At 60.9% G+C, this 22,839-nt stretch carries 29 protein-coding genes; 8 read left to right on the forward strand and 21 right to left on the reverse strand.

The genetic code is table 11. From position 1 onward, the window contains the following. Positions 1 to 15: 15 nt before the first annotated feature. From TUZN_RS07950 to TUZN_RS07960, 3 genes are read left to right on the forward strand one after another with little or no spacing between them, the layout of a single operon-like run. On the forward strand, positions 16 to 1,275 hold the full coding sequence (locus TUZN_RS07950; protein WP_052886185.1) for an anthranilate synthase component I family protein: 1,260 nt from the start codon (positions 16 to 18) through the stop codon (positions 1,273 to 1,275). Beyond that, the gene (locus TUZN_RS07955; protein ID WP_013680446.1) at positions 1,266 to 1,844 is read left to right on the forward strand and encodes an anthranilate synthase component II; all 579 of its coding nucleotides are present in this window, start codon (positions 1,266 to 1,268) and stop codon (positions 1,842 to 1,844) included. The genes TUZN_RS07950 and TUZN_RS07955 overlap by 10 nt, the downstream gene beginning before the upstream one ends. After that, entirely contained in the window at positions 1,841 to 2,563 is a 723-nt protein-coding gene (locus TUZN_RS07960; protein WP_013680447.1) for an indole-3-glycerol-phosphate synthase, read from the forward strand. The genes TUZN_RS07955 and TUZN_RS07960 overlap by 4 nt, the downstream gene beginning before the upstream one ends. On the opposite strand, the gene TUZN_RS07965 is transcribed toward TUZN_RS07960, so the two are convergent. After that, positions 2,560 to 3,012 carry a DUF2258 domain-containing protein gene (locus tag TUZN_RS07965; RefSeq protein WP_013680448.1) on the reverse strand — a complete coding sequence of 151 codons (453 nt, stop codon included), beginning with the start codon at positions 3,010 to 3,012 and terminating at the stop codon, positions 2,560 to 2,562. The two genes, TUZN_RS07960 and TUZN_RS07965, sit on opposite strands and share 4 nt — an antisense overlap. A gap of 63 nt (positions 3,013 to 3,075) precedes the next feature. Here TUZN_RS07965 and TUZN_RS07970 point away from each other — a divergent pair, with 63 nt between their 5' ends. Beyond that, complete coding sequence (locus TUZN_RS07970; protein WP_013680449.1) at positions 3,076 to 3,378, forward strand: MTH1187 family thiamine-binding protein; 303 nt, start codon at positions 3,076 to 3,078, stop codon at positions 3,376 to 3,378. Here TUZN_RS07970 and cobS read toward each other — a convergent pair. From cobS to TUZN_RS08010, 8 genes are all read right to left on the reverse strand, one after another. After that, complete coding sequence (gene cobS / locus TUZN_RS07975) at positions 3,338 to 4,057, reverse strand: adenosylcobinamide-GDP ribazoletransferase (RefSeq protein WP_052886186.1); 720 nt, start codon at positions 4,055 to 4,057, stop codon at positions 3,338 to 3,340. The genes TUZN_RS07970 and cobS overlap by 41 nt on opposite strands. Further along, on the reverse strand, positions 4,045 to 4,953 hold the full coding sequence (locus TUZN_RS07980; protein WP_052886187.1) for an aminotransferase class I/II-fold pyridoxal phosphate-dependent enzyme: 909 nt from the start codon (positions 4,951 to 4,953) through the stop codon (positions 4,045 to 4,047). The genes cobS and TUZN_RS07980 overlap by 13 nt, the downstream gene beginning before the upstream one ends. A gap of 30 nt (positions 4,954 to 4,983) precedes the next feature. Then, positions 4,984 to 6,153 (reverse strand): FAD-dependent oxidoreductase, encoded by a 1,170-nt coding sequence (locus TUZN_RS07985; RefSeq protein WP_052886330.1) that lies wholly within the window; start codon positions 6,151 to 6,153, stop codon positions 4,984 to 4,986. Between the two features lie 114 nt (positions 6,154 to 6,267). Continuing rightward, entirely contained in the window at positions 6,268 to 6,813 is a 546-nt protein-coding gene (locus tag TUZN_RS07990) for an adenosylcobinamide amidohydrolase (protein WP_052886188.1), read from the reverse strand. Between the two features lie 8 nt (positions 6,814 to 6,821). Beyond that, a complete protein-coding gene (cobT, locus tag TUZN_RS07995) occupies positions 6,822 to 7,808 on the reverse strand; it encodes a nicotinate mononucleotide-dependent phosphoribosyltransferase CobT (RefSeq protein ID WP_013680454.1) in 987 nt (328 codons plus the stop codon). A gap of 29 nt (positions 7,809 to 7,837) precedes the next feature. Next, entirely contained in the window at positions 7,838 to 8,299 is a 462-nt protein-coding gene (locus TUZN_RS08000; RefSeq protein WP_013680455.1) for a cob(I)yrinic acid a,c-diamide adenosyltransferase, read from the reverse strand. A gap of 27 nt (positions 8,300 to 8,326) precedes the next feature. After that, positions 8,327 to 9,208, reverse strand: a complete 882-nt coding sequence (locus TUZN_RS08005) for an NTP transferase domain-containing protein (RefSeq protein WP_237698211.1) — start codon at positions 9,206 to 9,208, stop codon at positions 8,327 to 8,329. A 135-nt stretch (positions 9,209 to 9,343) separates the two neighbouring features. Beyond that, positions 9,344 to 10,795 carry an NCS2 family permease gene (locus tag TUZN_RS08010; RefSeq protein WP_052886189.1) on the reverse strand — a complete coding sequence of 484 codons (1,452 nt, stop codon included), beginning with the start codon at positions 10,793 to 10,795 and terminating at the stop codon, positions 9,344 to 9,346. A gap of 245 nt (positions 10,796 to 11,040) precedes the next feature. On the opposite strand from TUZN_RS08010, the gene TUZN_RS08015 reads away from it, so the two are divergent. Then, positions 11,041 to 11,928 (forward strand): DMT family transporter, encoded by an 888-nt coding sequence (locus tag TUZN_RS08015; RefSeq protein ID WP_052886190.1) that lies wholly within the window; start codon positions 11,041 to 11,043, stop codon positions 11,926 to 11,928. On the opposite strand, the gene ppcA is transcribed toward TUZN_RS08015, so the two are convergent. Further along, on the reverse strand, positions 11,886 to 13,262 hold the full coding sequence (gene ppcA / locus TUZN_RS08020) for a phosphoenolpyruvate carboxylase (protein ID WP_013680459.1): 1,377 nt from the start codon (positions 13,260 to 13,262) through the stop codon (positions 11,886 to 11,888). The two genes, TUZN_RS08015 and ppcA, sit on opposite strands and share 43 nt — an antisense overlap. Before the next feature lie 192 nt (positions 13,263 to 13,454). Continuing rightward, positions 13,455 to 14,261 (reverse strand): nicotinamide mononucleotide deamidase-related protein, encoded by an 807-nt coding sequence (locus TUZN_RS08025; protein WP_013680460.1) that lies wholly within the window; start codon positions 14,259 to 14,261, stop codon positions 13,455 to 13,457. Between the two features lie 44 nt (positions 14,262 to 14,305). Here TUZN_RS08025 and TUZN_RS08030 point away from each other — a divergent pair, with 44 nt between their 5' ends. Next, positions 14,306 to 14,725, forward strand: a complete 420-nt coding sequence (locus TUZN_RS08030; RefSeq protein ID WP_013680461.1) for a peroxiredoxin — start codon at positions 14,306 to 14,308, stop codon at positions 14,723 to 14,725. 54 nt (positions 14,726 to 14,779) lie between these two features. On the opposite strand, the gene TUZN_RS08035 is transcribed toward TUZN_RS08030, so the two are convergent. The 8 genes from TUZN_RS08035 to TUZN_RS08070 form a co-directional block, all read right to left on the reverse strand. Then, positions 14,780 to 15,757 carry an AIR synthase family protein gene (locus TUZN_RS08035; RefSeq protein WP_013680462.1) on the reverse strand — a complete coding sequence of 326 codons (978 nt, stop codon included), beginning with the start codon at positions 15,755 to 15,757 and terminating at the stop codon, positions 14,780 to 14,782. Beyond that, positions 15,754 to 16,170, reverse strand: a complete 417-nt coding sequence (locus tag TUZN_RS08040) for a PadR family transcriptional regulator (RefSeq protein WP_013680463.1) — start codon at positions 16,168 to 16,170, stop codon at positions 15,754 to 15,756. Before TUZN_RS08040 ends, TUZN_RS08035 begins: the two co-directional genes overlap by 4 nt. Before the next feature lie 52 nt (positions 16,171 to 16,222). Further along, a complete protein-coding gene (locus tag TUZN_RS08045; protein ID WP_013680464.1) occupies positions 16,223 to 16,726 on the reverse strand; it encodes an NTPase in 504 nt (167 codons plus the stop codon). 470 nt (positions 16,727 to 17,196) lie between these two features. After that, positions 17,197 to 17,658: a helical membrane plugin domain-containing protein gene (locus TUZN_RS08050; protein ID WP_013680465.1), complete on the reverse strand. Its 462-nt coding sequence runs from the start codon at positions 17,656 to 17,658 to the stop codon at positions 17,197 to 17,199. Next, positions 17,655 to 18,824, reverse strand: coding sequence for an FAD-dependent oxidoreductase (locus TUZN_RS08055; protein ID WP_052886191.1), 1,170 nt, complete (start codon positions 18,822 to 18,824; stop codon positions 17,655 to 17,657). Before TUZN_RS08055 ends, TUZN_RS08050 begins: the two co-directional genes overlap by 4 nt. An 82-nt stretch (positions 18,825 to 18,906) precedes the next feature. Next, entirely contained in the window at positions 18,907 to 19,521 is a 615-nt protein-coding gene (locus TUZN_RS08060) for a 50S ribosomal protein L18 (RefSeq protein ID WP_013680467.1), read from the reverse strand. 2 nt (positions 19,522 to 19,523) lie between these two features. After that, the gene (locus TUZN_RS08065; RefSeq protein ID WP_013680468.1) at positions 19,524 to 19,967 is read right to left on the reverse strand and encodes a 50S ribosomal protein L19e; all 444 of its coding nucleotides are present in this window, start codon (positions 19,965 to 19,967) and stop codon (positions 19,524 to 19,526) included. A gap of 6 nt (positions 19,968 to 19,973) precedes the next feature. After that, positions 19,974 to 20,474: a 50S ribosomal protein L32e gene (locus TUZN_RS08070; protein ID WP_013680469.1), complete on the reverse strand. Its 501-nt coding sequence runs from the start codon at positions 20,472 to 20,474 to the stop codon at positions 19,974 to 19,976. Positions 20,475 to 20,594: 120 nt separating this feature from the next. Between TUZN_RS08070 and TUZN_RS08075 the strand changes: the two genes are divergently transcribed. Then, a complete protein-coding gene (locus tag TUZN_RS08075; protein ID WP_013680470.1) occupies positions 20,595 to 21,137 on the forward strand; it encodes a phosphoribosyltransferase in 543 nt (180 codons plus the stop codon). On the opposite strand, the gene TUZN_RS08080 is transcribed toward TUZN_RS08075, so the two are convergent. Beyond that, positions 21,134 to 21,895, reverse strand: coding sequence for a recombinase family protein (locus tag TUZN_RS08080; protein ID WP_013680471.1), 762 nt, complete (start codon positions 21,893 to 21,895; stop codon positions 21,134 to 21,136). The genes TUZN_RS08075 and TUZN_RS08080 overlap by 4 nt on opposite strands. A gap of 45 nt (positions 21,896 to 21,940) precedes the next feature. Here TUZN_RS08080 and TUZN_RS08085 point away from each other — a divergent pair, with 45 nt between their 5' ends. Then, positions 21,941 to 22,438 (forward strand): DUF429 domain-containing protein, encoded by a 498-nt coding sequence (locus tag TUZN_RS08085; RefSeq protein WP_013680472.1) that lies wholly within the window; start codon positions 21,941 to 21,943, stop codon positions 22,436 to 22,438. On the opposite strand, the gene TUZN_RS08090 is transcribed toward TUZN_RS08085, so the two are convergent. Beyond that, positions 22,426 to 22,812: a 30S ribosomal protein S8 gene (locus TUZN_RS08090; protein WP_013680473.1), complete on the reverse strand. Its 387-nt coding sequence runs from the start codon at positions 22,810 to 22,812 to the stop codon at positions 22,426 to 22,428. The two genes, TUZN_RS08085 and TUZN_RS08090, sit on opposite strands and share 13 nt — an antisense overlap. Positions 22,813 to 22,839: the final 27 nt, after the last annotated feature.

Genomic DNA, 22,839 nt, shown 5'->3' on the forward strand with positions numbered 1-22,839 from the left:
GCTAATGGCGTCGGGGTGGTAAAGACTCCGCTCTCGGAACTGCCCAGCCCGAAATCCTTGGCGCGGCGCTTGTATAGATCCGGCGAGAGCTTCGTGTCGCTTCTGGAGTCGGGTCCCGGCTTCCCCGACAGAGCCAGATACACCATAGTGGCGTGGGGAGTGAAGAGGTATGTGTCGGTCCTATCCAACTCCTACGAGGAGTTGCAGAGGATGTACAGAGGTCTGGAGCCCTCGGGAGGGCCCTTCGGAGGCGAGATGGCGATAGGCTTCGTCTCGTACGACGCTGTTGTGGAGATAGAGCCGACGTTGGCCAAGTACGTCAGCGCGGACAAGGACTTCCCCAGGGCGCTTTTCGTCGTCCCCGAAAACGTGGTGATCTACGACAATCTGCTCAAGAGGGCCTACGTGGTCGGCAAGTTGCCTGCATACGCCGAGGCCGAGCCGGAGAGGCGGCCGAACATGGGCAGAGTCCTCTACAAGACGGACGACGCGTTCTACAAGGCCGCGGTCTCGGAGGCCTTGAGGCGTATAAGGGACGGGGAGATATTCCAAGTCGTGTTGTCGAGGCGCGAGGTGTTCGAGATCTCCGGAGACTTGTTCTCGATCTACGAGAGGCTGACCTCCATCAACCCATCGCCCTACATGTTCTTCTTCAAATTCGGCGACATTGCGCTGATAGGCACCTCGCCCGAGTTGTTAGTGAAGGTCGAGGGCGACGTGGTGGAGACGCACCCGATAGCCGGCACCAGGCCTAGGGGGGCCGACGATAGGGAGGATCTGAGGCTCGAGGACGAGATGCTCTCCGACGAGAAGGAGCTCGCCGAACACATGATGTTGGTGGACCTGGCCCGCAACGACGTGGGCAGGATCAGCAGATTCGGCACCGTGAAGGTCCAGGAGCTGATGGCGGTTGAGAAGTACAGCCACGTCCAGCACATAGTCTCTAGAGTAGCCGGAGTCCTCGACCCGCGCTACAACGTGGTGGACGCGATCTGGGCGCTACATCCTGCCGGCACGGTGTCGGGTGCCCCCAAGGTCAGGGCCATGGAAATAATAGGCGAGCTGGAGGACATGCCCAGAGGCCCGTACGCAGGCGGCTTCGGCCTCTTGACGCCGAGAGGCGGAGAGCTGGCGATAATAATAAGGACGTTGATCATAAAGGGCGACGTCGCCAGGATACAGGCAGGCGCGGGGGTCGTCTACGACTCGACCCCCGATAGGGAGTATAGGGAGACCGAGTACAAGCTGGCCCATCTGAGGGCGGTATGGACCTGACGCTCATAATAGACAACTACGACTCGTTCACCTACAACATAGTCCAGTACGTAGGGGAGCTGGGCTCGCGGCCTCTGGTGGTCAGAAACGACGAGATAACGCCGTCAGCCGTCGAGCGGATAAGGCCTGACAGAATCATAATCTCGCCGGGGCCCGGGCATCCCGAGAACCCCCGCGACGTGGGCATCTCGAGGGAGGTGGTGAGGCTCTTCGCGCCGAGGGTGCCCATATTGGGCATATGTCTAGGCCACCAGATAATAGGGTCGGTCTTCGGGGCGAAGATAAGGCACGCCAGGACCATAAAACACGGCAAGACAAGCTACATCAAGCACATGGGCGGTCCGCTGTACGCGGGAGTGCCCGAGGTGTTCAAGGGCATGAGGTACCACAGCCTTGTGGTGGACGAGGTGCCGGGATCGCTCGTCGTGGAGGCCGTGGCGCTGGACGACGGGGAGCTTATGGGACTGCGCCACGCCGAGTATAACGTATTCGGCGTTCAATTCCACCCAGAGTCTATTGGCACCGAGTACGGCAAGAGAATTCTCAAGAACTTCCTGGACAGGATATGAACTTCTTGGAAGAGGTCCGCAAATCGCTGAAGTACAGAGCCGAGAGGCCGCCGCCTAGGGAGGTCCCCCTCGTGGACTTCAGAAAGGCTCTGGGGGATTTCGGCATAATAGCGGAGTACAAGAGGGCGTCGCCGAGCGGCGTAATAAGGGCCGACCTGCCGCCGTGGAGGTATTTCGAGGAGCTGGCCCAGTACGTAGACGCCTTTTCCGTCCTCACTGAGCCGTTCTGGTTCATGGGAGATCTCCGCTTCGTCCCGCTTGCGAAGAGATTTAAGCCGGTTCTGGCAAAGGACTTCGTCCTGGACAAGAGACAGATAGACGTGTTTTTCGGCTACGGCGCAGACGCCGTGTTGATAATATCAGAGTTCGCCCTAGATAAGACCGTGGAGCTCGCAGAATACGCGAAGAGGATCGGGATGACGCCGCTAGTCGAGGTAGGCGACGCGAAGACCGCGCTGGAGGTGCTCGAATACGGCGACTACCTCCTGGGCATAAACTCCCGCGATCTGAGGACGTTGGATCTGTCGTTCGAGAGGGCCCTGAACGTGGCGGAGGCCGTGGCTGGCAAGGCGGACTTCATAATAGAGAGCGGCATCAACAAGCCCGGCCAAGTCGAGATGGCTTGCAGGAAGGGGGCTAGGGGGGTCTTGATCGGCACCGCCTTGATGAGGGAGCCGGGTCTCGCAAAGGAGTTGAGAGAGGCCGTGAAAAAATGCTAGATCGCCTTGAGGATCTCCTCCAGCCTCTGCCTCAGCTCTGCAAGCGTCTTCTTGCAGTCGGCTAGTTGCGACTGTAGCTCCGCCGCCTTTTCGCTGGGGACGAACCACTCAACCACAGGCTCGCCGAACGACAGCTTGCCTCCGTCTACTCTGGCCTCCACGGTTATCCTGATTATGTCGAGCTTCCCCACGCCCATCTTTATCAGCTTGTCGTAGATGGACTTGTTAAGCTCGGCGACGGCTCTCAAGATCTCCTCCTGCTTAACCATGTTCTTGAAGGCCGCGAAGGCGGCGCGCCTCAGCTTGTCCGCGTATCTGGCCGCTATGATTACGCCGGTCCTTATCTCCACCACGTTGCCGCCTTTTACTAAGACGCCGCCGTACAGCGCTGACTGCTCCTCAGCCTTCTCCAAATCCCTTTCTACGTTTTCAATAGGTCTCCAGCTCATGTAGATAATCTATTCGTTAATATATTTTACTTAAACGTTAAAAAGAGCTAGGTTGTTGAGGTCATGGCGAAGATGGTGGCCAGCCTATCGGTCACTCCTCTCGGCACGGGGTCCACGCATCTATCCGCCTACGTTAGGGCAGCTACAGAGGTCCTGAAGGAAATGGGGGTGAAGTACAGAACAGGCGCCGGCTTCACCGACATAGAGCTCGACGACTACTCGACGCTGGCGGAGATACTCAAGAGGGTTGAGGACAAGCTGGCCTCCATGGGCGTCAAGCGCGTGGACTTCATCATAAAGATAGACAGGAGGATGGACGAGGAGCTCACCATAGAGGGAAAGATATCGAAAGTGGAAAGGCGCTAGTCGCCGCGATGAAGGCGACTCTGCTGAGCTCGAGCAGATAGCCGAGCACGTCGCCGTTGGCGCCGCCCAGATGTTTATACGCTATATAGTAGGCCGCCGCCGACAGCGCCAGCGCCAGTGAGGAGGAGGGATACGCCATTAAGGCCAAGGCGAGCGCAGGCGTTGCGAAGAGCCACTTCCTCCTCACGGCGTTCACGAAGGCGGAGCCCAGCCCCTCCTTGAAGGGCTTGGAAAAGGCCGCAAGGACGACGACGAGCGACTTCGAGAAGATCTCGCCGAAGATCAACTGCCACGGACTCCTTAGATAGTTGACCGCCAGCGCTACCGCGGCGACGACGGCGAAGATCCCGGCGGTCCCTCTACGGGGATCCTCCAGCGCGGCCCTAGCCCTCTCCCTATCCCTCACCATCAAGGCGTCGGCGGTGTCGGCAAGTCCGTCGAGGTGGTTGAGCCCCGTCAGCAGAAGCAGGAGGAGGTAGGCCGGGAGCGGCCCCAGATAGATTAAGGCCAGCGCGGACAAGCCGCCCAGGATAGGCGCCACGACGTAAGGCAACGCCCAGGCGCAGGAGAAGTCGAGCTCGGCCTTGACGGGCAGTACTGTGAAGAACCCGATCAACGCCCTTACGCACCGCCCGGCTCCCTCCCCGCCTTTAGGTCGGCAGGGCGCTACGCGCCGCATAATGCCCTGATCAGCAAGTCGTCCTCCTCCCTCCTCTTTATCGAGACGCGGGAGTAGCCCGGCATGCCCAAGTCGTCGAGAGGCCTCACCTTGACCTTGTCAGTCCACCCCCTCACTATGAAGAAGTGGAGGCGCGACTTGACCACCTCGACGCACCGCGAAAGGGCCTCCTGCACCCTAGGCCCCTCGGCGGCGACGTACTCACGCGTGGCCTCTCTGTGCCTCTTCAGCGCCTCTGCGCCTATGTTGTATATCGCGTAGTCCGCCAACGAGTTGACCCGCCACGGCGACTTGACGTCCGGCCTCACCCGCCCCAACGCCGCCCCCAGTCTGAGGCCTGGCGCCGCCAAGATCTTCCCGTAGGACTTCACTACGGGCACGTCCGGCGCCGCCGACTCCTCGCGGACGAAGTCCAGGAAAGATTCGTCCACCAACAGACGCGCGCCGCGCGCCTCCAGAGCTCTGCCGAGCTCGAGGACCTCGTCGCGCCCCATCACCGAGCCGGTGGGGTTGTTCGGGTTGCACAGCAACAACAGATCCCCCGAGGCGGCCCTCCCCACCAGCGAGCTCAAGTCGCCTCTCACGACCTCGAGGCCCAGCAAGCCGGCTATACGTACGTAGTCGCTGTACGTCGGCCAGGGGAGCAACAGCCTTTTGGGCCTCAACGCCGCTATCATGGCAGTCAAGGCCTCCGTGGCTCCGTTGAAGAGGACGACCTCTATCCCCTCGTACTGCGCAAGCACCTCCTCGGCTAGATTCGCCGGAAACCTCAGATAGACCCCTCTCTCCGCCGCCTCGGCCACCAGCTCGGGGAGGCCCGGCGGAGGGCCTATGGGGTTTAGGTTGTCGCTGAAGTCCAAAACCGCCGGTTCGGCCCAAGAAGTGCCTCCGTGCACTCGCAAATAGGCTCAAGTAAAAAATTTCCTTTAGCTGTACCCGAATAGGTTGGCTAGGTAGCTCTGCTCCCAGTTGTCCTTGGCGAGTGTGTAGTCCCTCTTCGGCTCGGGGTCCTTGCTCGGCTTCGGCGGCTGGCTCGTGAAGTCTAGGCCGAACCTAACCGACAAGCTCTCCAGCCTTCCCTCGGGATTGCCCACGTAGGCCCATCCGACGAACGCGTATTGGACCGACGCCCTGTAGGAGGACCCCTCCATCTCCAGTATCTTGTTGGCGGCGAACAGCGCGCTCTCAAACGCTATTTCCTGGTTCTTGGGGAACGGAAGGCCGGCGGCGTCGCCCACGGCCAACACGTCGTCGTATTTGGGGTGTCTGAGGTCTTGCGGGCTCCTCACGTCGATCCACGTCTTGCCCAAGCCCGCCTCCTCGACGAACTTAGGCGCTCTGTTTGGCTCGAGCATCGCGAGCACGTCGTATTTATAACGCTCGCCGGACTTCGTGACGACTTCCCTCTCGCCTATCTCGACGATCTCTTGGTTCGTCACGAGCTCTATCCCCTGCCGCGAATATATCTGGGAGACCACGTCGGCGATCACCGGCGGTTGCGTCTTGTCGTTGGCGTCTATGTGGACTATCTTGAACTTGTCCCGCACGCCTCTGTGCCGCAGGACCGAGTCTATGAGCAGCGCCGTCTCGGTAGGGGCAGGGGCGCAACGGTACGGGGCCTTGGGGGCGTACACGACTATCGTGCCCCTCTCGGCGCTCCAGATCTTGCTCCTGAGCAGATGGACGCGGCCTGGGTCGTAGACGTTCAGCACGTTGTGCCTATACTTGTCGTAGCCTGTTATGCCGGAGCCGTCCAGCACCACGCCGGGCGCAAGGACTAGGTAGTCGTAGGCGAGCTCGCCGACTCCGCCGCTCGACGTGTAGCCGCCCACATATCTGACCTTCCTGTTGGCGGGGTCGATGGAGAACGCCGTGCCGACAACGACCTTGACGCCCTTCCTGATCGCCTCCTCGTAACCCCTCACTATTCTGTCCAGCGTCTGTTCCTTGGTAAGCAGTAGAGGTCTGCTCGGCCCCGAGAAGTAGTGCGGGCTCTGCGTGACGACGGTCACCTCGGCGTTGATTTTCCCCGATATCAACGTGTTGGCGACGGCCATTCCCCCGATACCTCCCCCAACTATTACCACTTTCTTCATGAAATCGGATCTGATTTTCATTTTTAAATTTTGATCCATAATAATAAATATTATAGCAATTAATATTGATACTATTTTTATTAATATTTATATTTATATTATTTTATTCTAACTCTATTTATTTAGTATCTCGTATATTAAAAAGGAAGTCTCGGAGCCTATCTCAGTCGCCGCGCCGGCGTAGTGCGCATCTCCCGGCGGCGCCGCGACGAGCACGGCATCCGACGTTGTGCCCAACGACGGCCTCCCGCCGCAGAGACCGCGGGCTGTCAACGTCGCCGCCTTGGCCTCGGCCGCCGTCCTGTAGAGGTCGAGAAGGCCTCTTCTGGAGAGAGGCACCCGAGACACGACGAGTATGTTCACCGTATGCTCCTCCCTGCTGTGCGTAGCGCCGATGCACGCCGGGTTGGCCAGGCCCACCGTCGCGTAGAGCTCCACGAGCCGGCCCTCGGCGCGCCTCATCTTCGATATGTCCGCCGCCGTGAAGAACACGGCCGCCCTGCCGACGAGGCCCAAGCTCTCCAGCAACGTCGACGCGTAGAGGTCGAAGTCCGCTATATACCTGTCCACCTGTTTGAAGACGACGTACCTCACCTTCTCGAAATCGCCGCCGAGGACCACGTTGCCTAAGGCGAGCAGATCGCGGCCTAGGTCCAACACGAATAGGGTCAAGACCCGACGAGCCTCTCGTACTCCTGTTCGACCATCTCGAGCACCGGCAGGCCGCGGAGGGAGGCGAGGTACAGCGCGCCGCCCATGGCCACACCCTCCTTGACGTATCCCCGATCGTAGTATCTGAGCCCCGGAAAACGGGACGAGGAGAACGACGCCCTGGTCACCTTGATGTTGGCTACGCCGACTGCCTTCGCGAGGCCGAAGAAGTCGGCCGATCTATCGTCGGCGATCCACCCCGTGGTCGCCACGGTCACCTTGCCCAGATCGCCGCCGAGGGCTTTAATGATGGCGGCCGCGGCGAGCATCTGGGTGCCGCCGGCCAACACCGGCGCGCCTCCTGCGTCCAACACGCCGAGGGCGATGGCGGCGACGCCGACGTGGACGGGGTCGCCCAGCTCGGCCAACGCCTTTATCGGGTCGTCCAGCCGCCCGGCCCTTGCGAGTCCCTCCTTGACTACCGCCGTCTTGAGATCCTTGGGATTGTCGGGGCCGGCCGACGAGGTCTTGCCCCAAGCGTCATACCCCAACGCGACCAGTATCGCCATAGCCGTAGTGGTGCCGCCCGGTATGGACTCCCCTATGAAGACGTCGCCGGCCTTAGCCAGCTCTCGGCCGAGGATCCTGCCGTTCTCCAGTATGTTCTCCACCGCCGTCTCGGAGAGGGCGGGCCCCTTCCTGAAATCCCCGCCCGGCTCCCCGCCCAGATCTATGTAGGGCACCTTCGGCCTCACTCTGCCTCCCGCGAAGGCCACCAGCTTCGGCATATTGCGGGTCAAAGCCCTCGTCACTACGGCGGGAGTCGGTATGCCGTCTGGCGTCACCGGTATGCCGGGTATGCTCTTGGGCCGCCCCGTCAAGAGGTACTCCACGTCTGCGGCGGGCGTGTAGTGGGTGAGCTCGGGCGAAGCCCCGGCTATAGTTATGCCGGGTATTAGCGAGATGTCCGTCGTCCCCACAACGACGACTATTATGGGGTTCATAATAGGGATAAAAGACCCATTTATTATGTTTACCAGTCCAGGCCCCTGACGCCGATAATTCCCCTCGAGTAGTAGTGCTTGACCGACTTGACCTCAGATATCAGATCCGCCGCCATGAGCTCGGCGTAGTTGTAGTTCCCAGTCACCACGACGTGGGCCCCCAAGCCGAGAAGCCTCTTGAAGTCCTCAGACCTCAAGAAGCCCTGCCTAACGGCGTAGTTGAACTCGTCCAGGATGACCAAGTCGTAGCTGGGGGCTACCGCCAGGGCCTCCTCGAGGAGATCCCTAGGCGTCTTGTGGTCCTCCAGATACAGCGCCTTGACCCCCAGCCTCCTCAACGCCTTGTACTCGCCCACGTAGTCGTCGAGATACCTCGGCGTCTTCATGGTAAACACCGCCAAGATCCTCATGTCGTGCCCCCAAGCCCTCAATAGAAGGCCCAACGCGGCCGTCGTCTTGCCCTTCCCGTCGCCAGTGTAGGCGAGGATCATGCGCCCTCCGCTTCCTATTTATATAGGCTAAATGGGATCGCACTTGAGCGGCCTCACGCGGGCTAAAAAGCCGATATCGGCCTCGACGTGGTCCAGCTCCGATACGTGGACGCCGTTGTAGTAGTGGCGGGTGGCCCTAACGCCGAGCTTGACGCCGCGGGAGGCGGCCGACAGCACGGCCAACTTGGACACCTCGTTGCCGTCGCCGTCCCTCACGTCGATGCGGGAGTAGTCAAGGGGGACCACAGGCGCCGGTAGCCCGCGCTCCGCCAACGCGCTAAGGCGGTGGTGTCCGTCCAGCACAGTGCAAGTCCAGGCGTCGACGGCTATCGGCCTCACCATGCCGCCCAACGCAGGCACGGACTCCACGTCTTCATGGGGCAGAAGGGAGCCGGGATCGACGAATACGGGGTATGTGGGGCCGGTACAGCCGGCTAGGGCCATCCAGCCCTCCCTAGTATCCACGTCGACTAGATCAGGCATACTCACGTCGACCCACCTAGCGGTGTCGCCGCTAGGTAGCCAGGTAAGGCCCACGTAGCCCCCCGCGCCTACCGCCGTGGACATGACAGGCTTGGAGATCAGCCTCGCGACGTGGTTAGGCGTCAGGAAAGGCAGATCGCAGGCAGCCACCACGGCGGGCGCGTATGGGAGGAGCTCGGAGAAGTCCAGCTCGTATCCCCGGCCCTCGGTATACACCACCTCCATCCCCCACAGCCTGGCCAGCCACGCCACGGGCCCGTGCGACCTCGTCGTGGCCACCACCAGGCGGGAGGAGAAGGGCTGTAGCGCGGCGGCTACCCTCAACATCATGGGGACGCCGCAGACCGGCCTCAAGCACTTGAAGGGGTCGCCGAACCTGGCGCCTCTGCCGCCGGCCAGTATCACGCCGGTTACGCCGCCGCCCACCGCCTCTCCCATCGGCTGTTATTTATCTCTGACGGCGGCGTCGAGGGGAAGCCGCTCCGTCAATGTGGCCGCAACCCAAGGCTCTCTATGTAAGATAGCATGTAGTCGACTTTAATGAAAAAGAAAAGGGGGGATTTAGAACCCGATGGCCGACAGCGCGAAGAATATTGCGAAGAGTATGGCTATAGCGACGATTCCTGGCTTCAGATCGGAGAACCTGCCGGTGGCGAGCTTCATAAGGAGATAGAATATAAAGCCGAGCCCTATCCCGGCGGTTATGCTGAACGTGAACGGTATCCCTATCATCGTCAGGAAGGCGGGGACTGTCTCAGTGTAGTCGTCCATTATGGCGAGTCTTCCGGCCAGGCTGAGGAACAGCAGACCGACCAGCACCAACACGCCGCCGGTCGCGAAGCCGGGGACTATCGTGAAGACGGGGGCGAGCGCCACCGACGCGAAGAATAGCAGTGATACCACCAACGCGGTCAGGCCCGTGCGGCCGCCCTGCTCTATGCCTGTGGCGCTCTCGACGTATATTACGGTCGTCGATGTGCCGAAAAACGGCGCTACTATTGAGGCGAGCGAGTCGGTGATCAGCGCCCTGTTTATGTTCACTATCTTCCCGTCCTTGACGAGGCCTGCCCTCATGGCCAAGCCCGTTATGGTGCCGAGGCCGTCGAAGAAGTCGACGAGGAATAGGGAGAACGCTATGGGGAAGCCGAGGCCGAAGAGCGCGAAGTAGAGGTAGAAAGAGCGGGGCAGATCGTTGGCTATAGAGGTCGTGAGAGACGGCGTGAGGGCCCACGACGGCGGCGGCCTCACCAGCCCCAACGCGGCCCCGACTATGGTTGTGGCGATGATCGCTATGAGGAACGCGCCCGGCGTCCTCTTAGAGAGAAGCGCGGCGGCCACGAGCGCGCTCGCTATGCCTAGGTAGAGGCCTAGGGTCGAGAAGGCCGACCAGTTTATCGATATGGGGGTCCCCGTCCCGGCGGTGACGAGGCCCATGTCGGCCATTCCGATCAGCGATATGAAGAGGCCTATGCCGATAGACGTGCCGATCCTGATGGACTCGGGCACCGAGTTTATTATGAACTCCCTAATGCCGCCTACAGAGAATATGAGGAATAGAACTCCGTTGAAGAACACGGAGACGAGGGCTAGATAGATCGCCAGAAGCGGCGCCTCGGAGGCGGGCGCCAGTTGCTTGGACAGCAAGGCGGCTGTGAACGCGGGGATTACCGTGAAGCCTATAAACGCGTTTTCGCCCATGCCGGGAGCCAACGCGAAGGGCAGGCGGGCGTATAAGGCCATGACCAGGGTCGCAAAGCCCGCCGCAAGCGCGGTGGCTATGGTGAACCCAAGCCTCACGCTCTCGATAAGAGGCCCGTACGTCGGCGAGGCGGCCAGCTGGTCGACGGGCACGTGTAGCGCGTTGCTGAGGGCCAGCTCGAAGCCTCCCGTCAATATGCTCGGGTTTACGAACAGTATGTACGCCATGGCAAGAAACGTCGTTAGGCCGGCTATGACCTCCCTCCTGACAGTGGACCCGCGCTCCGAGATCTGGAAGAAGCTGTCTAGGTTCATGGCGGGCATGATAAGTGATTATTTAAACTTGTCTCCGAAAAATAAACGGCCATCTACGGAGTTTTTTAAGCAAACAATTAATCGGCTACCCCAGTGAGCGATCACCGATCACTTGGCATGACTATCCTCATCGTATATATACCGGGACCGCGCTATATATCCATGTCTCTGGCGTCGCACCTACCGCGGATCCCTCAGGCGGCGGACGCGCGGCGAGGGCCCACGGCTCCGGCGTCTGTGTGAGGATGGACCGCGATCTGTTGTTGCTGCCGGTGGCCATAGTCGCCATATCGAGCGCGTCGATACTTATCAGGCTGACCGAGGCGGATCCCGTGGCGATAACTTTCTGGCGCCTCGCCATAGCGACAGCCATAACTATCGCCGTCGCCGAGGCCTCCGGGAGGGGGGTGAAGGTGGGCGGGTGGTGGCCGGCCGCCGCGGCGGCGGGCGCCCTGCTCGCGATCCACTTCACGACCTGGATAGCCTCCCTCTTCTACACGACCATAGCCATAAGCACGACCTTGGTGAATCTACATCCGCTGGTCATGTTGGCCATAAGCAAATACGGCCTCTCCGAGAGGGTCAGCAGAAGGACCGCGATAGGCGTCGCCTCGTCGGTGGCCGGCAGCCTCCTCATGTTCTCGGCCGCGGCTGGCCTCGGCGGGGCCAACCTCCTCGGGGCGTTCCTCGCCTTTATCGGGGCGTTGGCCTTCGCAGGCTACCTCGCTGTGGGCCGGCTCGTGAGGGCTAGGGCCGATACTCTGAGCTACACGGCGGTCGCCTACGGCTTCGCGGCCCTATTCGCGCTCGCGGCGTCGTTGGGGCTGGGCGCCAAGCTCTTCGGGTACTCCCCGGACGTGTACGCGCTCTTCGCGGCGATCGCGGTAGTGCCCATGTTGTTAGGCCACAGTATATTCAACTACTTATTGGGCAGATATAGGGCCATCACGGTCGCAGTAAGCGCCCTCGGGGAGCCGGTCGGCGCCACCCTCCTGGCGATGCCCATATTCGGCCAAATACCGCAGCCCAACGTGGTCCTCGGCATGGCCTTGATACTCGCCGGCGTCGTGGTGGTGTCCCTCGAGGAGGCTCAGCCCAAGAACCCTCTAGCCCGCGCCTCCGCCAGCACGTAGGACTGAGACGGGACAAACGGCGGAAGCCCCTCGGCGCGTTCGGCCCTTATGCCCAACACGTCCAGAGCCTCGTCCACCTCGTCCACTATACGGCGGCCCAAGAGCGACTCGGCCCTCCTCCTGTCGTAGAACTGCGCGTCGTATTCGAGCTCTCTGAGATACGCCGGTAGCGCCCTCAAGAGCTTGTCCAGCTCTCCGCGTCTGTGGAGCGTCGTCACGTAGGGCGCGTCCAGGAGGGTCGGAGGCAGGCCGGCGGCGTACCAAGCCGCAGTATAGACTATCGCGCGGGGCACGTTCACGACGCCGCCGTTGGATATTATAGATCTGCCGTAGACGCGCCACGAAACTCTGTCCCGCGTCGAGGGGATCAAGGAGGCGAGCTCGGCGATCTTGTCGGCGTATTTTGAGACGAGCTGTCTGTAGGACTCGGAGGCCTCCCTGACTACAAGCGAGGCCCAAGTAGCATCTAGCGAGGCGTCGGGGCCGCGGCCGGCCGCCGCGAGCAGAGTCTCTCTGACGGATAGGTACCGCTGATACGGCACGTCGTAGCGCACCGCCGACTGCACCGTGGCCGTCCAGAAGCCCGAGTACTGGTCGGCCTCGACGGAGGCGAGAGCCGGGTTGTTCAGACCTCCTCTAAACGGCGGGGAGCCCATGCCGAGGATCGGCGCTATCTCGTGGTCCAGCTCTGAGTTCAGCCTGCCTATCTCGGCGAGGGCTACGCGGAGCGCCAGAGCTGAGGCTATGTGGCCGTTCACGACGGCCGAGTCGCTCTTGCCCAGGAAGACCCTCACCTGCTCTAGGAATACGCCGCGTCTGATATACTCCTGGATGATCACCTTGACGAACTCCGCTATTCTGAGATGCTTAGCCGCGTCCTCGACCAGAGGCACCAGCTGTATCTCCGCCTTGCCCGAGTAGGCGGCGGCTTTCCTGGCCAGCATATCTGTGGCGAGCCTGACGTCCTCGGGGCTCTCCGACATGGGGAGGACTATCCAACGCACCCCGTGCACGCCGGCCTCCTTGAGGGCCCTTAGATCCGCCAGCACCGCGGCCTCCATGGCCAACATGCTCCTCTCGAAGTCCTCGAGCGAAGGGTTGGGTATACGGGGCGTTACGAAGAAGCGCTCTCCGAGGGGTATCCCCGACTTGAGGGCCCTCAACACTATATCTCTAGGCTGTATATACGGCGTCCCCTTCCCCTCGAAATCCGACATAACCTCGTCGCAGCCGTAGATGGCGTAGGCCGCCACGGCCTCCTCAACCTCCTCCTCGGCGGTTATCTTTATTGTGGAGTCTGGATGTTGCGTGCACATGAGGCGCGGCAGATACATTGGAGGCTTGAGGCGCCCGCTATATATCGATTAGCGCAGAGAATAACTACGTAGTTAGGGACTGGCTGAAACCTAGTCGCAGAGATTGCGTATTGTTAGGTATATAGTACTAGATAGTCGGGTAATCATTTGAAGATGTGGCGTGGGGCCTACGCCGGCTCACTGAGATAGTTGATCGACGGCGGGCCCCCACTAGCCGCTCTGGGGCTGAGGGGTCAGCTTGGCTTGGGGGAAACGCCTCCATATCTCGTCGACGAGGAACTGCCTCACCTTGGCCACCAAGTTCCTCGCCTCGTCGCAGTTCCCGGCGCTACCGTATATGTGTATTTCCTCGAGCGGCGCGCCGGTCTCGTGGCCCTTCGGGTGGCTCTTCACATAGATCCTCTCGTCTATCTTCAACGCCTCCCTCAATATAGGCGATAGGTCGGCCTCCGGCACGCCGGCGAGGTAGAAGGAATCCTCGGCGAAGCAGAGGCCCGGACCTCTGGCCCTCAGCAGAGGCTCCGCCTGCTCCTCGAATATGGCCTCCATCTCCTTGGGCACGCCGGGGAGTATCAACAGTATCTTTCCCCCCTGCTCTGCCCAAATCCCGGGGGCCACGCCCGCTGAGTTGTAGAGAGGCTTTGCCCCTCTGGGTATGTAGGCCATCTTCAGACGCTCGGGAGTGGCTTGGTAGCCCCTCTGCCGGTACTTCTCGAGCACCCACTCCTTGGCGGTCTCGTCGAGGACTGCGTCAACGCCGAGGGCCTTGGCGGCGGCTAAATTCGTAATGTCGTCCGGCGTCGGGCCGAGCCCGCCCGTGGACACGACCAGATCGGCCTTCGATAGGGCCTCCCGAAAGGCCGCCACGATCTCCGCCTCGTCGTCGGGCACCACCACTATCCTCCTGACTTGGTAGCCCAGATACGTCAGCTTTCTGGCGAGCCACGCCGCGTTCGTGTTGACGACTCTGCCTATTAAGAGCTCGTTCCCTATCGATATTATCCACGCAGACGGCATGGTAGAACCTATCCTCATTTTTAAGGTGAATTCGCCATAGAGCCATGGAGTTCCCCGACGTAGAGCTCAAGGCCCACACAGGCGAGGTCGTGAACCCCAAGAAATACGAGAAGGCGGTGGTCTATTTCTTCCCCAAGGCGTTCACGTCTGGCTGCACTAGGGAGGCCATAAGGTTCAACGAGCTCTACGAGGAGTTCAAGGCCGCCGGCTTCGAGGTCTTCGGCGTGTCTGTCGACGGTGTCGATACGTTGAGGAAATTCGCCGAGAAGTACGGGCTGAGGTTCAAGCTCCTCAGCGACGAGGGCGGGGCGCTCGCGAGGAGGCTGGGCATACTAAGGCCCACCGGCACCGCAGAGAGGGTGACCTACGTGCTCAAGTCTGGGTCGATAGCGGAGGTCTTGCGGGGGCTCAAAAGCGCCGACCAGCACGCCGATAAAGCTTTAGAGGTGGCAAAGAGGATCTGACGGTGATGTCACCACGCAGGCCAGAGATAGATGATCTATGACCTGCCGGCTGATTTAGAAGAGCTCGAAGAATCTGTCCCTGACATAGGGTGTATCCAACGCGATAGATCCGCCGATCACCAGATGCTGCTCCCGGGGGACCACCTCGCCTATTATCGAGGCCTCTACGCCCGCGCCTCTCAGACGGCGGAGAGCCTCGTCGGCCTTATCTCTGGGGACGGCCGCGAGCAGAGCGCCCGAGCTCAACGTGAAGAGGGGGTCGAGCCCCACAGCCGAGCACAGCAAGGCGGCCTCCTCGTATACCTTGACCGATCCAGGGTCTACCCTTATCGTGGCGCCGGAAGCGTAGGCCATCTCCGCAAGGCCTGCCAGGACGCCGCCTTCTGTGGGGTCGTGCATGGCGTCTGCCAAGTCGGCTATGAGGAGGGCCTCCTTCACGACCGACACACGCCTTATGAACCCCGCCGCCCTCTCGAGGACGTCGTCGGCGATTCCCAGAGCCTTGAGCCTGTCTCTGAAGTCGGTGGCGAGTATCGCGGCGGCCTCCATGGCAGCGCTCTTGGTCATGATGATCAAGTCGCCCGGCCTGGCCCCGCCCGTGCTCACGTATCTGTCGCCCTCGCCTATGGCGGCCATGACGACCAGAGGCCTCTCGACGGCCGTGGTTACCTCAGTGTGGCCGCCCACTATGGCGGCGCCCAGCTCCCGCGCCGCTGCGTCCATCTGTCTCGTTATCTTGTCCAAGACCTCCTCGCTCGAGCTAGGCGGGAGGAATATGGTGGGCAACAGCCACCTAGGCCTTATCCCTCTAGTCGCTAAGTCGTTGGAGACCACGTGTACGGCGAGCCACCCCAACAGCTCGACGGAGCCGGATATGGGGTCGGTATGCGTAGCTATGTAGGGCCCTCTGGTCCTGATGATCGCGGCGTCCTCGCCGAGGCTGGGGCCCAACAACACAGACGGGTCGTAGGAGCCCGTCCTCGACCATATGTAGCGCTCCACGAGCTCCAGAGGCAGTTTCCCAACCCTCATCGCCTCCCGAGGCTTCTGAGGAGCCCCTCGGCTATCTCGCCCAAGGTCCTCTTGCTTTCCTCGTCCAGCTTGTCCCAGTTCTCCAGGAGGAAGTTGTAGAGGTTCTCGAAGGCCAAGACGGCCTCTTTGATGTAGTCCGAGCCTATGCCTAGATAGCGCCTCCCCTCGTCGGTCAGCTCGTAGTACTTCTTAGGCCCGTCGACTCTGGCGACGCGGATAAGCCCTTCGGCCTCCAGCTGGGCCAGCGCCGGGTAGATCGAGCCCGGGGAGGGGCGCCAGAACCCCCACGTCATCCTTTCTATCTCCTCGGCTATTTGGGCGCCCGTGAGGGGGCTCCGCGAGGCCAATATGCGCAGGATTATGTATCTGAGCCCCCGCCTCTTCACGTATAGAGGCGGCCCCTCGCCCCACATCCAAGGTCTGCCCCTATGCCAGTGATCCACATCGGAACCGTTATCGGAAATTTTAAACGTTTCGAAAACCATAGGCCGAGAGGACCTCGCGGAGGACTCTATCCCTATTTTCCCTCGAGAGCACCACAAGCCGGAATCCCCAGCCCTTGACCATATCCGCGAGCCTCATGTGGACTACGGCGAGGCCGTTGGGCGCCTGGGCCAACGCGGCTCTGGCAGCCTCCACGAAGGAGGGGCATTTCGCCTCCATGGGACCTATCTCGTCCACTACCAGAAGATCGACGTCGGCCGCAAGCGACGACTTCATGAAATCGCACGCGCCCAAGTTCACCGCGTATTTGCCCACCCTAGGCTCGCCGTAGCCCACCCTGGCCAACTGCGACCTGCGCCCGTCGGCTAGGCTCAAGACGTCGAACCCCACTCTGACGCCCCCCTCCCTTACCTCGAGCGTCACGAAGCCGCCTACCTTCACCCCCGAGGCCCTCGCCGCCTCGGCCACTCTGAGCGCAAGCGTCGTCTTGCCCGAGCCCGGCGGACCCGTCACGGCAATCTTCACGGTAGTTAAGGGGACTATAAAAATCAGCCCTTTCACGCGTCCTCACCGATCGGCCTCGTCCAGCCTCCTCATTCGCGTAAGACCACAACTGAGGCTTAAAGACTTCTCACCGGCTTGTACCGGGCCCTTCTCCGCCGGCGATCTCCCTCCAGACATTTAGCGGCTAGCCTCGGCGGCAGTGTCCCGATTCAGCATCAGAGCGTTTACGAGAGCAGAGATCGCGAGCTCTTCGGGTCTAGCCCCCTCCTCACGGCCTCGTAATATAGAGGCTACGTGGCGGCCGCGCCGGGATCCCGGCAAGCCCATTTAGACGCGCTATCGACGCTCTTACGGCCCCTAGATCAAGAGCGCCACGGTCTGCGGAGCCGTCCAGGTCGGCCATCCGACAGCTCTTTAATAGTGGAGGGCTCTAAGGATATGATGATGAGCACAACCTAAAAGCCTTGGGTTGCTGGAGTGGCCAGGGCTGACTATTGTTGCGGCTGTTTTCCGAGCATCTTGAGCAGGGCGAACGCGACGCCTAGGCCTCTCTGCACGTCCGGGTCGTTCAAGGCGCTGAGCAGGCCCCATATGCCCTTCACCGGCTTGGGGTTCGCTATCAGGTCGGGCGACGCGTTCTTGCCCAGCCTCACTATGAGCTCCTGCATGGTCGCCTTCACGTTGAGTATGTCGGGAGTCTCCAGCTTCGACATGGCGCCCAAGGTGCCGTCGACGCCGATAGACAACAAGCGGAAGACGGCGGGGTCCTGGAACAAGTAGTGTATCAATTCCTCGAAGCGGTTGACCACGATCATCATCGCGTCCAAGACGCCGGATCTCTTGAGCTCCAGTAGCTGGTCCAGCAAGCTCTGTAGCTCGTCTGCGTGCTCGGCCAGAGTCTTCAACAGCTCCGCGAGCTTCTGCTCGGCCTGGGGAGAGGTCTGCGCGCTCATATCGTGGTCGCCAGCCATGTCTTGTAGAACAGGTCCTTTATTAACTTCCCCAGCGGCGACTTCAGTATGCTGTAGCAACTGCCCATCCAGGCGGCCTTGTTGTTGGCGAGATCCAGCTTTATGTCGCAGTTGAACATCATGCCGAATTCGCCGTAGTCCATGGCGCAAGTCATCGCGTTTATCTGGGCGGGGTCCACCGGCTCTCCCAAGATCTCGCCGGCCACCATGTTGGCGCTCGCCATGGCGGTGAAGTGGACCGGCACGCCGGCCGTGGGCAAGCCTATCGCGGGCATGCTGTGCTCGCCGGGGAGGTAGACGTCGTCGTACTTTATGCTTCTGCCCGTCAACACGTTTATGGCGGTCCACGTGCCGTTGGGGAACTGCGCGGTCAGGGGAGTCCCCTCGAACGGCTTGGGCAACCTGGAGGGCGGGACCACGACAAGCAAGTCGTACTTCACCTTCTCGCTACCGACCGTCACAGTCTTCGTCTTCTCGTCGACGGGGCCGGGCTGGGTCACTCCCCCTATGTACCTGATGTTCTTGGCCGCGAAGGTCTCCTCGGTTATCTTCACCGCCTCGGGCCCGAGCGGCTGGATCGGGCGCTGGAACGGGTGTATGAGAGTTATGTCGACCTTGTCCCTTATGCCTCTCTTCCTGAATATTGCGTCGAGTTGCCCCACTATCTCGAAGGGATATACGCCGCATCTGTAGACGGGCTCCGGCGTGTAGACAACCACGCTTCCCCCGTGGAAGTTGGCCAGGGCCTCCTTGAACTTGAGGGCCCCGTCCAGGGTGTAGTTGTGGTTCCCCGCCGCCAGGTTGTAGGACTTGAAGTCGAAATCTGTGCCGAGGCTCGCGATGAGGTAGTCGTACTGGAACTTGCCTTGGTCCGTCTCCACGGTCCTGTTGTCGGGGTCTATCTTCTTGACAGTTGCCTTGACTGTCTTCACGCCTCTGTAGGCAAACCGCGAGAGGGGCAACATGGCTTGTTGCGGCGATATATCGCCGAGCGCTATGTTGACGAGGAGCGGCGGGAGCAGGTAGTAGTCGGTGTCGCTTATGAGCGTTATCTCCACGTCGGCGCGGCCGCGCGTCCTCTCCGCAATCCTCTTGGCCGCGACGACGCCGCCGACCCCTCCGCCGAGTATCAGCACTTTCTTCGGCATGTGAGGCCTTATCGGCACTTATTTAAGTATTAATACCTAGAACTTTTCATTTTTCCGATAACGAAACAAAATTCTGTTTCTGCTACTGCGCCTCAGCCTTGACTAATTTAGAGAGTTTCTCTATAATTTTGTTTTTAACTTCCTCGAAATGTTTAGGCAACTCCTCGGGCGCCAGCCCGCGTTGTAGATATCTGGAAAACCTCCTCTTGTACTCCTCCTCGTTCTCCGACTTGAGCCTCTCGGCGTACTCGGCCACGTGGGCGCCCGAAATTCTGTCGTCCTCGGGCAGTACGTCCTCGCCGTGGGGCACCTCAAGGCCGGCGTCCAACGCCCCCTTCAACACGGCGAATACCCTGGACTGCGGCGTCGGCCTGTGGAGCCCTATGTCCAGTATGGCCTTCCTGACGCCTTTGGCCAAGGCCTTGTACCCGATAGCCAGGCCCAAGAGGTAGGCCGCGGCCGTGTTGTTCTCGTCGCCCTTCCAGCCGAACTTGGCGAGGTACCTGGTGTCGAGGCCCACCAGAGTCTCGTCTCCTTGAGGCCTCGCGACGACTATCTGCGCTATTATGTGCTTGTTGGTCTTCCTCACGACGAGCCTCGGTAGCCTGCTCACGACGAGCTTCCTGCGCTTCCTGTAGTTCGTCACGCCCATCCGGCGCCTCTTAAGCGGGACCTTATATCTGCCGGACCGCGCCATGTCTACCTAACCTTCTCCTTAGCCAGATTGTGCTCGTTTATGTAGGTCTTCAAGTGCCTCAGATCGCGGAAATAGTTGCCCTTGACCATTCTATAGAGCATGCGCCAAGTCGCGGGCGTTATGAGCCCCTTGCGCTTAAGGGTGTTCAGATATCTCCTGAGAGCTCTGACCTTGTTCTTCCAAGCCTCCTCCTCGTCCAGCCTAGGCCCCTTCTTGCTGCCGTGCCCCCTCCTGCGGCCCAGCTTCTTCTTGGCGTGCGCCTCCCTCCAACGGCCTCTGCTTACGCCCTTCTCGTGCTCGGCCCATATAAGCCCCTCATCTATCAAGGCCTTCACGTCCTCCCTCGTGACGATCTCGGAAACTCTGTCGAGGGCCTCGGGCGATATCCTCACTCTGCTCTCGCCGACGCCGAGAATCTCGGCCGCCAGCCTCTTAACGTCGACCATGGCCCCTCACTGCGTCGTCGATTTATCTTTTTCCTCGGCCTGGGCCGCCCCCTGGGCTTGTTGAGCCGCCTTCTCGGCGCGCTCCAGAGCCTCCAGCGCCTTCTTGCCGGGGTTCAAGACGTAGAACCCCTTCTCCCTCGCCTTCTTGATTATCTCAATCCTCTTCCTCAAGCCGACGCCGGCGGCTATCCTCACCGCGTGGGTCTTGGGATCGAGCTGGTCGAGATCCTCCGGCCTATAGACGAGCGCCTCGACGAAGCCGCTGGGGTGTAGCCCTCTGGCGAGGGCCGGCTTCCTGTAGCCGACCTTAACCTTAGGCGGATATCCCTTCCTCTGTTGTCTTATCTTGTTGTCGAGGCCCCTCGGCTTCCTCCAGCCCGAGTCCTCTATCCTTACATATCGCCATTGGTCTATCCTGACGAAGTCCGGCTTCCTCCTCTTGGCCTCGAGCCTCATCCTCAACGCGGCCTCTAGCTCGGCCGACAGCTCCCTCCTAGGACGCGACACGCCCCCTCAACATAGGGGTATTTAAGCTATCCTACGCCCGGCGCCTCGGCGGGCGGCCCGGGCTCCGCGCCGGCGGCGTATCCCCGTCTCTAAGTTAAAAAACCTTGAATTAAACGCCATATGGACGTAGAAGTAGGCGGAGTGAAGGTCCGCTTCATATCTTGGCCCGAGGCGATAGAGATGTCTGAGGCGTTGGGCAGGAAGGTGCTGGAGAGCGGCTTCAAGCCCGAGATAGTGCTGGCGGTCTCGCGCGGCGGCTTAGTTCCGGCGAGGATCATAAGCGACGTCCTCGACGTCGACAACGTAGTCACCGTTGCGGTGAAGTATTGGGCCGTCGCGGAGCGGAGGGCGGAGAGGCCGGTGCTGTACCACGGGGTGGAGCCCAGCGTCGTGGGAGGCAAGAAGGTGTTGGTCGTGGACGAGGTGGCTGATACGGGAGCCACCTTGAAGCTCATCGTGGATCTCCTAAACGTCATGGGCGTGGCCGAGGCCAGGACGGCCGTCCTCCACGTCAAGTCGACCAGCAGCCTCACGCCCGACTACTACGCAGAGAGGGTGGCCGAGTGGGTCTGGATATCCTACCCGTGGAGCCGTTGGGAGGATCTTAGGGAGTTCAAGAAGAGGGGCTACGACATAACCAAGTATATAGAGAAGATCTGCTAGGCCTTTTCGAGAAGCTCCTCGTAGCCGCAGTTGGGGCAGTAGAGGCGCTCCACGACCCTATACATCCCGTTCTGTATCTTCGCCGTCCGCTCGACCACCTTAAGCCGCGAGAAACACCTCGGGCAGCTGTACTCCGTGGGCCTGTACGCCCCGGCGGCCGCCAGCACTCTGCGCACTTCGTAGGTCGATAGGCCGAAGGCCTTGCCTATATCCCTCAACGAAGCGCCTCCGGCCCTCATCTCGACTATCTTGGCCACGACCTCCGGCGGAAGCCTCTCGGCGACGTTCGATATCTTCCCGGCCGCCTTGGCCCTCTCGAGAGCCGCCTTGGTCCTCTGCCTGATAAACTCGCGCTCCATGGCCGCCACGAACGCCAGCACGGCGCGCAGGAACTGCCTGTACATCCCGTCGACGGTCTGCAACGCCTGCTCCCTCTCGGAGGCCGAGACGACGACAAGCCCCATCTTGTTCTCGACGACGTCCAGTAGCTGGAAGAGCTCCTGGAAGGACCTGACGAGCCTAGAGACCTCGTAGACCAGCAAGACCTTGGGCCTCGGCTCGAGAGACGAGGCCTCCTCCATCAGCCTCCTGAACGCCGGCCTGGTCCAAGGCTCTGTGGCGCCTGAAACCCCCACGTCTACATAATGCCGCAGTATCGTCAAGCCGTGCGCCGGAGCCCACTTCTCCAAGTACTCGCGTTGGTTCTCGGGATCCTGGCCCTCGGTGGATACGCGTATGTACGTGACGGCCGGGATCACGCAGTGGGCGGAGCCACGTTTTTTATCAAATGCGCGGTATTATCCGTGAGGGTTGCCGGGGTGGATCTGGCCGTGGTGAGGCCCAGCGCAATAGCCGTGCTGGACGACTGCGAGCTCGTGGCCTACCTCTCGGCGATGGAGCTCGAGGAGATAGTCTCGGCCCTCTCCCCCTACAGGCCGGCTGTGGTGGCCGTGGACGCCCCGCTGAGCAAGCCCGACGGGTGGCTGAGAGACGTCGAGCGGGAGCTCCGGAAGCTCGGCTATAGGCTTTTGCCTCCCCTCCTGGGGCCTATGGCGAGGCTCACCGAGAGGGGGATACAGCTCGCCCAGATGTTGGGCAACGCGATAGAGGTGCACCCCAAGACGTCGTTGAGGGCCATGGGCCTCGACCCCCAGCTCGTATATAGCAGGTACAGACCGCCCACGAAGGACCACTTCGACGCCGTGCTGGCCGCCTTGACCGCCTTGGCGTACTTAAAGGGGCTTTACAGATCGATAGGGCCGTTCGTCCTCCCGCTGGGAAACCCCTGTCAGTACACGTAGGCCAGCAGAACGCCGCCCGTCCTCTTCTCCTTGGCCTCGACGTGGGACATAACCCCGTGCGGCGTCGATATGACCAGAAGGCCTATCTGCCTCGCGGGGAGGAACTTCTGCTCCCATAGAGGTATGTCGCGCCACTTGACCGAGTAGCGAGGCTTAATGGGGCCTATGTCGTTTATCTTGCCGAGCAGCTTCACTATGTACTTGCCGCCCCTCCCGTCGTCTATGTACTCTATCTCGCCCACGTATCCGCCCCTCTGGAGGACCCTCAAGACGTAGTATACCAGCTTGCTGACCGGCCAGATAACCACCTGCCCCTTGCCCACGGCCTCCGCGTTCTTGATTGTGATGAGCGCGTTGGAGAGCACGTCGAGCATGTCGCCCTTTCAATGGCGTGTTTTTAA

This window comes from Thermoproteus uzoniensis 768-20 (genome assembly GCF_000193375.1).
In the GTDB taxonomy this organism is placed as follows: Archaea; Thermoproteota; Thermoprotei; order Thermoproteales; family Thermoproteaceae; genus Thermoproteus; species Thermoproteus uzoniensis_A.